12 protein-coding genes and 2 tRNA genes are annotated in these 13,774 nt (G+C 61.0%); 6 read left to right on the forward strand and 8 right to left on the reverse strand.

Annotated elements, in window-relative coordinates; translation table 11 throughout:
- Positions 1-1,382 precede the first annotated feature (1,382 nt).
- The 4 genes from F758_RS0120765 to F758_RS44275 form a co-directional block, all read right to left on the reverse strand.
- Positions 1,383-1,459: transfer RNA gene (locus F758_RS0120765), tRNA-Pro, on the reverse strand.
- A 350-nt stretch (positions 1,460-1,809) separates the two neighbouring features.
- Entirely contained in the window at positions 1,810-2,475 is a 666-nt protein-coding gene (locus F758_RS0120770; RefSeq protein WP_024509678.1) for a cold-shock protein, read from the reverse strand.
- 249 nt (positions 2,476-2,724) lie between these two features.
- The gene (locus F758_RS0120775) at positions 2,725-3,483 is read right to left on the reverse strand and encodes an SIR2 family NAD-dependent protein deacylase (RefSeq protein WP_024509679.1); all 759 of its coding nucleotides are present in this window, start codon (positions 3,481-3,483) and stop codon (positions 2,725-2,727) included.
- A gap of 132 nt (positions 3,484-3,615) precedes the next feature.
- The gene (locus F758_RS44275) at positions 3,616-3,879 is read right to left on the reverse strand and encodes a hypothetical protein (protein ID WP_024509680.1); all 264 of its coding nucleotides are present in this window, start codon (positions 3,877-3,879) and stop codon (positions 3,616-3,618) included.
- 419 nt (positions 3,880-4,298) lie between these two features.
- On the opposite strand from F758_RS44275, the gene F758_RS50890 reads away from it, so the two are divergent.
- Positions 4,299-4,463 (forward strand): hypothetical protein, encoded by a 165-nt coding sequence (locus tag F758_RS50890; RefSeq protein ID WP_198026534.1) that lies wholly within the window; start codon positions 4,299-4,301, stop codon positions 4,461-4,463.
- 98 nt (positions 4,464-4,561) lie between these two features.
- Here F758_RS50890 and F758_RS0120790 read toward each other — a convergent pair whose 3' ends face one another.
- Together F758_RS0120790 and F758_RS0120800 are read right to left on the reverse strand one after the other, a co-directional pair.
- Entirely contained in the window at positions 4,562-4,837 is a 276-nt protein-coding gene (locus F758_RS0120790; protein WP_024509681.1) for a hypothetical protein, read from the reverse strand.
- A gap of 473 nt (positions 4,838-5,310) precedes the next feature.
- Entirely contained in the window at positions 5,311-5,658 is a 348-nt protein-coding gene (locus F758_RS0120800) for a hypothetical protein (protein WP_024509682.1), read from the reverse strand.
- Positions 5,659-6,771: 1,113 nt separating this feature from the next.
- Between F758_RS0120800 and F758_RS0120810 the strand changes: the two genes are divergently transcribed.
- Both F758_RS0120810 and F758_RS0120815 read left to right on the forward strand, forming a co-directional pair.
- Positions 6,772-7,224, forward strand: coding sequence for a VOC family protein (locus F758_RS0120810; RefSeq protein ID WP_024509683.1), 453 nt, complete (start codon positions 6,772-6,774; stop codon positions 7,222-7,224).
- A gap of 175 nt (positions 7,225-7,399) precedes the next feature.
- Complete coding sequence (locus tag F758_RS0120815; protein ID WP_024509684.1) at positions 7,400-8,035, forward strand: glutathione S-transferase family protein; 636 nt, start codon at positions 7,400-7,402, stop codon at positions 8,033-8,035.
- A gap of 109 nt (positions 8,036-8,144) precedes the next feature.
- Here F758_RS0120815 and F758_RS0120820 read toward each other — a convergent pair whose 3' ends face one another.
- Positions 8,145-8,399 carry a PilZ domain-containing protein gene (locus tag F758_RS0120820; RefSeq protein WP_024509685.1) on the reverse strand — a complete coding sequence of 85 codons (255 nt, stop codon included), beginning with the start codon at positions 8,397-8,399 and terminating at the stop codon, positions 8,145-8,147.
- 280 nt (positions 8,400-8,679) lie between these two features.
- On the opposite strand from F758_RS0120820, the gene F758_RS0120825 reads away from it, so the two are divergent.
- The 3 genes from F758_RS0120825 (at position 8,680) to F758_RS0120835 (ending at position 10,992) form a co-directional block, all read left to right on the forward strand.
- Positions 8,680-8,754, forward strand: a tRNA-Glu gene (locus tag F758_RS0120825).
- Positions 8,755-8,855: 101 nt separating this feature from the next.
- Positions 8,856-10,688 (forward strand): site-specific integrase, encoded by a 1,833-nt coding sequence (locus F758_RS0120830; RefSeq protein ID WP_024509686.1) that lies wholly within the window; start codon positions 8,856-8,858, stop codon positions 10,686-10,688.
- A 37-nt stretch (positions 10,689-10,725) separates the two neighbouring features.
- Positions 10,726-10,992, forward strand: a complete 267-nt coding sequence (locus F758_RS0120835) for a hypothetical protein (protein ID WP_035722622.1) — start codon at positions 10,726-10,728, stop codon at positions 10,990-10,992.
- 355 nt (positions 10,993-11,347) lie between these two features.
- Here F758_RS0120835 and F758_RS0120845 read toward each other — a convergent pair whose 3' ends face one another.
- Positions 11,348-13,282, reverse strand: a complete 1,935-nt coding sequence (locus tag F758_RS0120845; protein ID WP_024509689.1) for a DEAD/DEAH box helicase family protein — start codon at positions 13,280-13,282, stop codon at positions 11,348-11,350.
- Positions 13,283-13,774: the final 492 nt, after the last annotated feature.

Genomic DNA, 13,774 nt, shown 5'->3' on the forward strand with positions numbered 1-13,774 from the left:
CTTATGGGTCGCGACGTACACGGATTCAATTTTCAAACAGCATTAGGATACGCGTTCGCATTCCCGCGGCGCATTTCGCGCCCGAGCTTTTGCTTATAGCCACCCTCTTTGAAATCAGAGGGCGCAGGGAAGACCGGGTGCCCGCCGGCACCCGTGGGCCCTCGCGCGAAAAAGTACGCGCAAGAGCGCGAAGACCACAGGTGTAGGCGGAGAACACTCCGGCCTTCCCTGCGCAGTGGTTTTACGGCTTACTTCGAGCTCTCCTCGGTGAACCAGCTTGTTTGCCACCGTCGTCCGCGCGATGCGANACGCATCACCTGCGAACTTAGCGCCTGCATGGGCGCGCCAGGACCACACGACTTCGCCGTCCGCGTCACGTGTCGTTCGTCTTCGACACATCCGCGTCCACCGCATCCCGCTCCGCGTTCGTGACGACGCGTACGCCCCTCGTGCCGGAGCGGAACGGCGGTCATTAATCCTCAACTTCGGAAAAAACGAAAGCAAAATATTTTTTCGCAGGGGACTGGACGACCCAAATCAGCTTGAAGCGCCTCATGAAACTGGCTTTTACGCGCAATGATTTTTGCTGCCTTTTGGCGGAGAGACCGAGACGACATGTGAAGAATCGAACTGATTGCCTGACGCCACAGGCAGCGCATGGCCAGACGACAGGCCTGCAAGCCGAAGCTATCCCTGCTCGAAGCCTATATTCCGCGAACGATCGCCAGAAACCGACGCAGAAGCGTCGACGGATGATTCTTCCTGTAGCCGAGAATGACCGGCGAGCGCGCCTCCGTCGCATCCAGCGGCACATAAGAAATGTCGTCACGTCGAAGGTTTGCTGCCGATGATTCTGATGGCGCTCCTCTGGGCTGCGGTCGTTCTCGCTATGAGCCGATCCATCCAGAGGCCGTCAGGTGCCCTTGCCTGTCTGAAATGGCGGCCAACAATTCGGCGTCACGCCATGCAGGCCCCGACCTCACCGGTGTCGGTCAATCAGGCCTTCGTTGACAAGAGCGAATCCACGACGCGCGGCCGAAGCGGCAGGCCCGTGCATCGAAAGCGAATGCGAGGCGGCTGTTCGAACTGCCTCGCATGTTTGTTGCCGCTGGCGAGCGCGAGCAAGGAGCCAGCGGGCACGGTGCCGCAGATCATTCTCATGTCCAGGTACATCGGAGGGGCGACGGGCATCGGCTTGGAGTCGCTGCCGTCATCGTCGTGGTTTGCCTTCTTTGCAAAGGCCTCCGATCCATGCGGTATCACGCCGACGAGGAGCGCGGAGGCTGAGCGGCGTTGTGTGATCGACGGTCTCGGCGCGGAAATTCACAACTAACCCGGCCTCAAATACGCGTCCTGCAATCTATTGAAATAAAAAGGATTTTTGGTCGGGGCAGCTGGATTCGAACCAACGACCTGCAGTACCCAAAACTGCCGCGCTACCAGGCTGCGCTATACCCCGCTTCTCGCCATGCGAGATACACGCTCAGGGCGGCGGCAGCAAGGCTATGGAAGCGATTATGCGCGGCTCGCCATTTTGAGGGTCCCGCAGCCGACTCCAAAGCCTCCCAGATCGACACCGGGCGCCCATGCTAGATCCGTCTCCCTGAGACCAAGCTAGATCCGTCTCCCCGAGAGGAGGCCACGACGCAGTTGTCGCGAAGGCCACGGCCCGGGTGGCTGCAGCGGGACCGTGCATCCTTCGAGGCTCGCGGAGCCTGTCATCGGGCCGCGCTCCGCGCGGACCCGGTGGCTCGCGCCTCAGGAAGACGGGTTAGATATGGCCTCTCCCGCCCGTTGACGATGGTTCGGTTAGTGCGAGGACAGCGCGGGCGAGCCGGTCTCGGGATGGATCTCGGCCGCCATCATGCCCTTGGCTCCGGGCCCGAAGCGGACCAGCACATATTGGCCGGGACGCAACTCCGTCATGCCGAACCGGCGCAACGTTTCCATGTGCACGAAAATATCCGGCGTGCCCTCACCCATGGTGAGGAAGCCGAAGCCGCGCAGGCGGTTGAACCATTTGACCTGCGCCCGCTCCAACCCGCTCGTCGGAGTAACCGTGACATGGGTCCTCGGCGGCAGCATCTGCGCTGGATGGATCGCGGTGGATTCATCCATGGAGAGGATGCGGAAGGCCTGATAGCCCTTGGCGCGCTGCACGCATTCAACCACCAGGCGAGCGCCCTCATAGGCGGTCTGGTAGCCGTCGCGCCTCAGCACGGTGACATGCAGAAGCACGTCGGGCCAGCCATTATCTGGTACGATGAAACCATACCCTTTCGAGGCATCGAACCATTTGATGGTTCCGCTGATCTCGACCAGGTTGGCGGTGTCCCCCAATCCGGAGATCGCGTCGATCGCCGGATCACGGTCACGCCCAGTGCTTGAAAATTCACTCGGTCCAAGCCGGTTTGCCCCGGTCCCGCTCGACAGGGGACCTCCGCCCTTCTTGGACTCAAAACTGTCCGACCCCATAAATCCGGACCTCACAACCTTCGCCGTCCGCCACCCGCGACGGCACCCGAACTCGCGCTATCAACGATGCTCTCTGATGAACCCGCGCGAATCTCTCAAAACAAAAGATAACATCCCGGCTTGCGGCGCATAGAAAAAAAACAAAATTGTCGGAACCTATGAACAGCTTGCACAGGCCGAATCAATCGAGCCTTAGACCTTGCGCCACTCCGGCGACCTTGCGCTAACGCAGCTTTGCGGGCGCGGGTTCTAGTTGCCCACAAAGGGGCCTAGCGCTTCTCCGATATCGTGTCGGATCACCAGATCCGCAATATCGTCCTGATCGGTCGGCTCGCGATTGATAATGACTAAACGGGCGCCGGCATCCTTGGCCATCATTGGAAAGCCGGCGGCGGGCCAGACCACAAGCGATGATCCGATCGCAATAAAGAGGTCGCATGCCTGTGCGAGCTCGCTCGCGCGCTCCATTGCATCTTCCGGCATCGCTTGTCCAAAGGAGATGGTGGCGGTCTTCACCGGCTCATCGCACTCGATGCAATCAGGCGCGCCGTTCTCATCGAAGCGCTGCTTGACCCAAATGAGATCGTAAATCTTGCCGCAACCGATGCAGCGGGCATAGGTCGTGTTGCCGTGCAGCTCGACAACATGATCGGGCGCGAAACCCGAGCGTTGATGGAGATTGTCGATGTTCTGGGTGATGACGGCGGGAACCTTGCCGGCGCGATAAAGCGCGGCGAGTGCGCGATGGCCGCGCCCCGGCTTCGCCGCGGCAAAGGTCGGTTCCATGGCAAAGCGCCGCCGCCAGGATTCGTCACGAGCCTCCTGGCTTGCGACGAACTCATCATAGGGGATCGGCCGGTTGCGGGTCCACAACCCGCCCGGCGAACGGAAATCAGGTATGCCAGATTCGGTGGAGATGCCGGCGCCAGTGAAGGGAACGATGATCGACGCTTCGGCGATCATCTCGCCGAGCCGCTCCACGCCGCTACGAAGATCCGATGCGATCATAGGCGATGAACCGATTGTGCTGGCCGCGCTCAATCTAGCACGGCCAGCAGGACGTCGTCTTCCGCGCCTTGCAAGGTCTCCCGGTCGGTAAAGCTCGTTAGCCGGTCTTTATTGGCGTGCGCCCATCCGCAATCAGGCCGCCTCGGCCACCGGCGGTTCGCCTTCCGGCTTGGCCTGCTCGGCTTCGATGCTCTTCTCGCTCTTCTTTGGACGCGCGACCGGAGGCGCGGCTTCCTTCTTCTTTGCCGCCTTGCCGCCATATTGCGACAAGCGCTCGAGTTCCGCCTCCAGCTCCGCTTGCCTGGCCGCGACCTTCTCCGCGAGCTTTTCGATTGCACGGTCGCGCAGGTTCGCGAGTTCTTCGATGCTCATTGCATCAAGATCGATCTTTGCCATCTGCTCTCCCCTCTTGTTCATCATGTCTTGTTCGTCGTGCACCGCGGCACCCTTGCATGCATTGGCGAACGCAAAGGGTACGCAACAGCCATCCTCGCGCCGCTGATCGATTGCACGCTCCCGATCTTCAGCCGATCTTTGACCGGTCCGGACGGAAGGTCACATCGCGCGTTGCGATATTCTTTTTGCGTATCGAGAAGCCACGTTTGCGACAAGGACGGCTTGCGTCTTATCCACCACCAAGCGTGCGCTGCTCCCAACAGATCGCAGATCGCGTCTGCACGCATCACAAAGCCGTGTCGCTCTTTCCCAAATCGCGCCCCAATCGCGTAAGCAATGTATGATGTACGACTCAAACTCCCGTCGAGTACACGAGTCCGATGCCGTGGCGCGGAGGACTCCAACAAGAAAGGATCGGCATGACCGAACAAAAGGACCGCCTCGCGAAAGAACGCGAAGAAATCGCCGCGCGCATCGCAAGCTTCCGCGCAACACAGGAAAAATTCGAGCGCGAGCGCGAAGAATATTTCACGACGACCATGGAAAATGCGCGCAAGGGTGGCCGCCCCTCATTTTGGCCGTGACGCTTATGGCCGCGAAGCGCGCCTCGCGCGCCAAGTAACGCCCAAAGCAGTTGAGCGCCTGAAAAAGCCCGGAAGCAGATACTTCCGGGCTTTTTGCATCACCAGTAATAGCGATGCCAGTAGTGGTGCCGATGGTAGTACGGACCGCCGTAATAGGCGTAAGGGCCCGGACCATAATAGACCGGACCCGGGCCGTAGTAGTAACCCGGTCCGTAGTAATAGGGGCTGGTTGCCGCGATCGCGCCTGCGGTCAAGGCGCCAGCGGCGAGACCGAAAGCCAATCCCGGACCCCAGCCGCGCGCCTGTGCCGGCGCGGCCATCGTGGTCGCGCCTAACGTTGCGGCTGTCGCCAAGATCGCGAGAGCTCTTTTCATACCCATCTCCTCCTCGCTTGTGGCCCTGCGCTCCCAACGCAAACCGCATGCGATGGTTTCGGGGAACTGCTGCGTGCAAGCGGAACCGCAACGCCACCAGAGCATCCGAAAAATCGAGCTGCCGGGAACGAAGCGATGCGCGCAGCGTTATGCGAGCTGTTGGAGAGGCTAGAGCACGTGAAGGCCCGTCGACATCTTTTCAGGATGTCGGCGGGTTGTTTCTTTTGAATGGTCGCCACAACCAGCTCGCGCCAAGTGAATGCGCACCAGCTTCCATCCGTCGGGTGACCGGGAACCAAGTCCGACCTTCGGCACTTGTTATCAACTTAGGAGTGTGCCCGTGCCAGCCTGGATGGAAGTTCTGATCAATCTCATCGGCTATGCCGGCTTCGTCGTGCTTGCGATCCACCACAAGCCGCCGGGCGACGATAACGAGACCGCCCACCGCCCAAGATGAGCCGCAGCGCCGCGCATCAGATATCCGCGAGGCGCTTTAAAGTTGCATGAAAGCTCAGGCTGCGGGTGCCCACGAGCGTCGTGCCGAATACTTCGGCATGATCGCCCGAAAAGGTCCCTGAAAAACCGCTGGTCACTTCTTTGCCGCCGAACAGCGGGCGAACGAACGGATCCGGAAATTCCGTGTGCTGGTTCGTGGCGAGTTGGCCCTTCCAGGTTCCGTTACCGCTCGTATAGGTACCGACCGACCAGAAATACGGGCCGCCCGAGATCAGCTTGCCATCACGCAAGATGATGATGCCGCTGTCGCGGCCCTCCACACCGTCAAGCATGTGGATGTGGATGGAATAGAGCCCGTTCCGCATCGGATCAGTGCCCCCTCCTCCACAACATACAGCCGGCCGGCGGCCGCGTCGAGCGGACCCGAGCGCCTCCAATTGCCGGCCGTTCGCCTGCGGTCCAGTTCGGCCTGCCGGTCTAGATCGGCGCACGTATCACTGGTCGCACGACGAAGTCCTACATCCCGGCACGCGACAGGCAGCCCTGATCGAAGGACTCAGAGCACGAAAGTTGCCAATTGATAAAGCGCGTAAACGACCTCGAGACCCATCAGAACGAGTGCTGCGATCATCATGTAGAAGCCAAAATGCATGAGACCCTTGGACCAAACATTCCTTCCGGCCCGCGCGCATCAGCGGCGGCCGATAACGAACTCAATACGCATTGGTGATGGCGCAAGCTTTGAGCCGCAATCGATTCGTCGTCAACGACTTTCGCAGGCTTTGTTGTCGTCGTGACGACGTGACTCTTTTCTGCAACGCGTCCATGCGACTGAACGCTGCGGCGCTTCGCCTGGATCGTAAATTAGGCCGTAAATCGAAGGCGTGAATCCTGGGGCGTAAACGGAAACGCGATCATCCCGGCGCGACGTAAGAAAAGTCGAACGCCTGCCGAACGCTCCGTCTTTCTGCCTGAACTGCAGGCTTCCGCCGCCGCGGAAGACGCCTCAGTCGCGGACCTCTTGAATGAAGGTTTCTTGTTCGACGCAGGCTCCTGTCAGTTCACGCGCCGTGGAGAATCTTGATTCCCCACAGCACGACGACGATGGCCGACACCAGCGTGGCCGCCGCCAATACACTTTCCAAGGAAGCGACTCTCATTCTTTACTCTCCGCTTCCCAGCCCCGCCTCGGGGTCTAGTTGATTCGTTGATTCCGCCGCAATCGCGGCCTCACGATCAAGCCAACGCAGCCATCCGGTTGTGCTTTGCCGGGCACACATATATCCGGAGAAGTACGGAGGAACCGAAGGATCAGCCGCGGCAAGCTTCTGCGCATCTTGCGGCGCAAAGGCCCCTCCAATGGAGCGAATTTGATCGCAACAAGCGAGCCGTTGCAGGTCCGCGACCCTGCCCTCGGCATGGTTTTGCTGCTAAGAACCCTCCCGCAACCAACCGGCCCTCAAGGGAGGACAACGAACATGCGCTTTCTCCACACCATGCTGCGCGTCCACAAGCTCGATACCGCGCTGAAGTTCTATCGCGATGCGCTCGGGCTGAAGGAAGTCCGCCGGATCGAAAACGACAAAGGCAGGTTCACGCTGGTGTTTCTGTGCGCGCCCGAGGACGAAGCAGCGCTGAAGTCGCTGCCGCCGACGCGCGGCGCACCGCTGGTCGAGCTCACCTATAATTGGGACGAGGAGAAATACGGCGAAGACCGCCATTTCGGCCACCTCGCCTATGAGGTCGACGACATCTACGCGACCTGCGAGAAGCTGATGAAGATGGGCATCACCATCAACCGTCCGCCGCGCGACGGCAATATGGCCTTCGTGCGCTCGCCTGACCTGCACTCCATCGAGCTGTTGCAGAAGGGCGAGCCCAAGCCGCCGGCCGAGCCCTGGGCCTCGATGCCGAATACCGGCCACTGGTAGCCGTCTTGGTGGCGACAGCCGGAAGGTCGCCCGCTTTCCGCCTGTCCTGCCACTGAGTTTGTGATCGCCGCACGGCACAAGAGGCTCCGCGTCAACCGCAGAGCCTTTTGCATTTTGGCGCCGCGCGCTTTAAGACGGTTGCCTGAGTAAAAAGCGTATTCGACGGGAGCGCGCCGTGAGTCAGGGACTGACGATCTGGGGCCGGGCCAATTCGGTCAATGTGCAGAAAGTGCTGTGGTGCCTCGCCGAGCTCGACCTCGCCTTCGAGCGCATCGATGCTGGCATGCAGTTCGGCCGCACGCATGAAGCGGACTATCTTGCGATGAACCCCAATGCGCGCGTGCCGACGCTGGTCGACGGCGATTATGCGCTGTGGGAATCCAATTCCATCATGCGTTATCTCTGCCTCGCCTATCGGCCGGATTCGCCCATCTATCCGAAGGAGCCGAAACGGCGCGCCGCGGTCGAGCGCTGGCTGGACTGGACGCTTTCCACGGTGCAGCCGGTCGATCGGCCGGTGTTCTGGGCCCTGGTGCGGACGCCGCCGGAGAGCCGGGACATGGCCGCGATCCAAAAGGATGCCGATGCGGCCGCCGAGGTCTGGCGGGTCGCTGAGCATCATCTGTCGACGCGCCGCTATATCGAAGGCGACGACTTCAGCCTCGCCGACATCGCGCTCGGCGCCTATGCGCGGCGCTGGCTCGGGGTCGAGGGCATCACGCGGCCCAGGCAGCCGCATCTGGAGCGCTGGCTGGCACTCATTGCCGAGCGGCCGGGATTTAAGCAATACGTCGCGCCGCCGATGTCGTGAGGGCCGCCTATATCGGCCGTCATTCCGGGGCGATGCGACAGTATCGAACCCGGAATCTCCAGATTTCGGGTTCGCGTCTGCGCGCACCCCGCGAATGACGTTGCGGCGGCTATCGCACGAATTTGACGCCCACCGATTTGCCGCGGCGCCAGACCACCTGGCAGGTCCGCCCCGTGCGGGCGTCGCGGGCGAAGGCAAGGCGGAGCCTGGCGGGCAAGATATTGATGTCGTCGAGCACGAGCCGCGCGCCGGACGAAGAGATATCGGCGATCACGCACTGGCGCGCCGCGAATCCGCCCTCGAGGGTGATCCAGGCGGGTTGCCCGAAAAGCTTGCGGCTGTCTCGTTTTTTCGTCGGCGCCATCGTCCGGCTCTCCCGAAGCGCTAGGGCTAACCACCTCAATCTTTAAAAACTGTTGATTTTTCAAAGCAAAAACCGCTTTGTGGGCGGCGACCAAGATGGTTGCCGCGCAGTCTTGCCCCACCGCGCAAACGCCTCTATACGTTCGCCGGCCGGCGAGCCGTGGCGAAAGCCGCCCTCCGCCGGTCCGGCCCGGTCGATCTTCGCCTGAAAACAACGATTTACCGGCAGTTTGCAAGGCTTTGCGCGAAGCCACGAGCGTTCAGTCGTGGCAGGGCGTTTTGCTCCCTTCGTCTATCGGTCAGGACGCCACCCTTTCACGGTGGAGAGAGCGGTTCGATTCCGCTAGGGAGCGCCAGCATCCTAAGAAGCTCTGATAACCCAGTAACATAGCGCAATCATTGGCTTTTTCCTGCTGCAGGTGGTAGCAGAAGGACGTAGCTTTTGGTTCGCGTGTCGATGAACATAGTCAAAGACCGGCATGGGACTTATTACGTCCAGCAGAGGGTGCCTGAGCGCCTTCAGGAGGCGGTCGCGCGTGTCCTCGATGCCGACGAACCCCGCCGCGTCTTTCTGAAGAAATCGCTTGGCACGAAGAACCTGAAGGATGCCAAGGCCGCCGCGCCCCACGTGCTGGCCGAGTTCGGCCGGATCATTGGACAGGCCGAAGCGCTCCTCAAGGAACAGCCAGTGGTCACCGTGCTAACCGATGTGCAGATCAAGCGCATGGCCGAAAGCTACTACGCAACCCTGTTGGCCGAAGACGAACAAGAGCGGCGAGAGGGCACCGGCTCGGAACCTGTGTTCCAGAAGGTTGCCAAGCAGCTCGATGCGGCGGGCGTCGAATACGAAACAGCGTTCGCTGTAGGTGCCTTACCCGAGACTGGGATGTCAGAGCGTGAGTTTGTGAAGCAGGTGGAGCTGGTAAAGCTGCTCCTGCCCGCAGCCTCAGCGGCGCTGGCCAGAGGCGACATCACCGTCATCCGAGAGCAATTGGACGAGCTGCTCTACGCGTTTCAGTGCAATCTAGACCGTAAGAGTCCTTCATACCGCAAGCTGGGAATGGCGGTGCTGACCGCGCACGTTCGCGGCTTGAAGGACATCGAGCGGCGAAACGCGGGCGAGCCCATCGAGACCCCGCAGTTGACCTACACGCCCTCAGGAATCCCTGCGGCCCACGAAGGAGGCACGCTGCGGGACGCGCTGGATGGCTGGAAGAAAGAGCGCGCGCGGCCGGAAGACACCGTCCATGAGTACACGCGTGCTGTCGAGATGTTCATACAGCTCCACGGAAACCTCCCGGTGGCCAACATCAAGCGCTCGCACGCGCGCACGTTTCGAGAAGCCCTCCAGCTGGTCCCTAGGACACGGAAGGGTGCGCTGTTGAAGGCCGGTCTCCCTGAGCTGAGCCAATGGGGCCGTGAGCACCCCGACACACCCAAGGTCTCTGCAGGCACCGTGAACAAGCAGCTGGGCGCCGTGCAAGCCATCGCGGGCTGGGGGCAGCGAAACGGCCTTGTGCCTGATGAAGTACCTTGGTCCGACCCGTTCAAGGACATGCGGCTGGAGGAGGAGCGCTCCACACGCGGCCCCTTCGACGCACGCGGTCTCCAAGCAATCTTCGATGCACCCCTCTTCACCCAACAAGAGATTCCTGAGGGTGGCAAAGGGCCTGCAGCGGTGTGGCTTCCGCTTCTCGCGTTGTTCGCAGGTGGCCGGCAATCGGAGTTCGCGGGCCTGCGCGCATCGGATGTCCGGGAAGACCCTGACACCGGCACTCCGTTGTTGTGGATCGTTCCAGATAAGAAGGCCGGCCGGAGGGTTAAGACAGAGACATCAGAGCGCGTGGTGCCCGTACACTCGCAGCTCATCGCCTTGGGCTTTCTGGAATACGCCGCAAGCCGCAGACGCGAGGATGAGAAGGCGTGGCTATTCCCCGCCATCGCGCCTGACCAAGGGCGCGGCGCCATCAAGGCGTGGTCCAAATGGTGGGGCTACTACCTGCGCGAACACATTGGCATCAAAGACCGCGACATGGTGTTCCACTCTTTCCGGCACGGGTTCACGGATCGAGCGCGCGCAGCGAAGGTGGAAGCAGAAGTCCGCAAGGCCCTCATGGGGCATGCTGACCCGTCTGTTAGTGGCGAGTATGGCGCTAAGAACATGCTGATGCGCTGGGGCGCGCGCGTTCTAAAAGAAGCTGTTGAGAAAATTTCCTACCCCGGATTGGACCTGTCGCGTGTCCAAGCGCCGGTCAGTATAGCGCGTATACGTGGCACCAAGACAACCTGAGGTGACCCGGGGGCGCTGGGCTCACTGGGGAAAAACAATGGGGCGCTATATGTCTGGAACTAGCTTCACAAAGAACTTCACCACCGCACTGCTGACGGAGAGCGTCAAACTCGCATGGGGGCTAATCAGCGTCGGTCAACAGGGCCACGAAAGTCGGGGCCCGCTGGCCATGTCGCGGCTGTACGAATGCCTGCTGTTGGGTGGCCAGGCGCTCGAGGGATGGACCGAGAGAACGGCCGAGCGCCTCGGGATTGATATTCTCGACGTCTTGGCCCCCATTGCCGCTGCGCGTCTCGGATGTTGAGCGGAGCAGTCATGAAACGTGCGCAGCAGACCACGAGAGCCGCGGAGGCACCGGGTGCACTCCGTTTCGTTGGCGCAATGCTATCAGCATTAAGTTTGGCCCAGTGCACACCGCCCGGATACAGCGCGGAAATCATATCTGGCAACGCGCAACAGGTCTCGGTTAAGGCCGGCAATTACGCGAACCCCGGCTCAATCGCGTCGGAGCACTGCGGGAAGGTCGGGAAAGTGGCCGTCCTTCAGGAAGCGAACGGCGGTATCTACAGGTTCACCTGCCAGCTGCCACCGAGATGAAAAAAGGCCGCACGCGGGCTCCCGAGGGATACCTGTGTGCGGCCTATGTCTTGCTCGTGAGGCTACGCGGCTTTCACGAGGTAGCTTTTTGCCCCCCTGCCTCTACCTTCCACCTTGTAGATCACGCCAATCTCACGCAGCGCGGCTGTGATCTTGCTTGTGGCCTTTGCCAACTCCTCCTTCAGTCGAGCCAGCTGTCTCTTGGTCAACGATAGCTCTCGCTGTACGTGAGGCAACGGCACCGCTCCAGGCTTGCGGTCACGCATTAGGCCGATGACGGCTTCGGCCGCTGAGTTGCTGCGCGGCGCGTACACCTTCGGACCATCAGGCTCGAAATCCCAGGGCACCTCGTGGATACCAGGCATGTTGAGGTGTATGTGCTCCAGCACCGTATCGCCGCGCCAATCCTTCGGGAGCACAATGTACACGTCGGTCTTTTCGCAGCGCCCCGAGGCGTCCGCCATCCGCCGACACCGCACGCGGTTGATTGCTTGAACGACAGACGCGGCAACATCTCTGATGGCCAGCATTTCGGGCAGGTTGGCGTGCTGATTGTAAGCGGGTGGTGACTGAAGCCACGCGTTGTCCTGAGGCCCGTTCACAGCCAAGACGCTGCCGATAGCGCGGCGTGGGTCCATGTAAGCCAACCCGAATATCACCGCGACATCACAGGCGACCCAATCATTCTTGCCATCCACCGCGCCCCACCAGCCGACATTTAGCGGCATCTCCGGTGTGCTGAAGGTTGCTAGGAGGTCCTTGGATCCCTTATGGACGCAAATGAACAGCTTTCGGCCCGGGCCAACTTCGTTCGCCACCTCTCGGACCAGCCGGGGAATACGCAGGTGCTTCGTTTCCTTCATCTTACTCTTGCCCAGCCCTGCGGTGGTGCGCGCTACGTGGAGCGTGACGTTACCGTAGTCCCTGATGCCCCCAGGCACCGGGACCACATACACGTCTCCTTCCAGCAGCTCATAAAGCACGTTGCTGTTCGCGGTGGCGTCAAGGATCACGAGCCCGGGCATGCCGCGCGGGATGAGATAGCGAGAGGAGTTCAGGGAATGCTGCGCGCCGCTTCGATAGTAATAGGCGTAGCCATCCAACATCACCTCGACATCCTCGAGGATGGCATCCACGGTTTCCTGCGCTTCTTCATTGAACAGCGCGGGGTCAAAGGCCGCCTCCCGCATGGCACCGCGAAGCCCTCTGATTTGCCGTACATGTTCCGGCGCACCCTCGCCCCACAGCATCTGCGACATGTCCCGCCCCGGCGCCTGATCCTTCTCCTTGCGCTCCAAGTAGGACTTGAGCGTTTCCAGGTCCTTGAGCGCAAGCGGATACTCAGCCCGCAGCTCGTACGGGACAGCCCGTAACACCAGATCAAGATCAGCGCTCGTAGCCTCGTTGTGGTCGACCGCGTTGGCGAGCGCTTCATCCACCACGATCAACGCACGCGTCCCTTTGGACCATTGGTGCAACACGTCCCACCTTTCGGGTGCGTGTGCCGCGAAAGCCTCAGCGGCGTTCATGAACGCTTGATGCGTGATCACCAGCACGTCGAACTCTGCCATTTCGGAGGCGGTCAGCTTGTGCTCGCTGTGATGAGCGGCAGCGACCACACGCCCTGCCATTGCGTTGATGTTTTCAGCAACCTTGTTGGCGTCGACAATGAGCCGCGTTACGATCAGCATGCCGACCGGGTTGGGATGGCCTAGGTTTCTCTCGGCCTGGAGCGCCGCGTACACACAGGTCCCCTCGGTCTTTCCGGAGCCCGTAGGCAGCGGCAGTGCGTAGGACAGCTTTTGCTCAGTGCCAGTCAAGTTACTGCATGCGACACGGTGGAAGTGATCCACGAGAACACGCCATCCACCCAGAAGGGCTGGAGTGGTTTTCATATTGAAAGGCGGGGCGGACCATAAGCGCGTCATGCGGTCCAGAAAGTCCTGCGGCGATACGAGGGCCAAAGTAGGCTCGCGTAAGCCGATGGTGTTCTGCATAGGGCAGACTATCCTTGGATTTTGGGCGCGCCTGAGAGTTCCGGCCAATGAGGACGGCTTAGGCGGCCTTTGGGTGGGAAGTAATGCACCCCCTTCCCTCCTAAGAGGATGTTCTTCTAGGAACGAAAGGGGGGCGTTTAGGACCAGCCCTTGGAGGACCAGAACCGAAAACGTTTCAGAGCGGGAGGGACAAGCCTCTGTCTGTCAGGAAAGCGGCCTTAGGAGTCCACAGCAGACTCAGGGGCTCTCAGCCCGACACGGAGCTGCCCCCCTCTAGGCGGTCGTGTAAGACGCACCACAGAGTCTCCTAAGAGTCCTCAGGGCCCACTGTTGTGAAGTCAGTCTAAATTAACTTGCTGTAATTCTCCCTGAGGGTTTCCCCTGAGCCGACCTGTGCCGCCCAGCCCCTGACTGTGTCCCTTCCCAAGGGGCGCGTGTTGTCCTCACACGGTCCTATGTGGGGCGAAGGCGGGACACCGGAGGGACGAAGGA

It is taken from the genome of Bradyrhizobium sp. ARR65 (assembly GCF_000472385.1).
Lineage (GTDB): Bacteria > Pseudomonadota > Alphaproteobacteria > Rhizobiales > Xanthobacteraceae > Bradyrhizobium.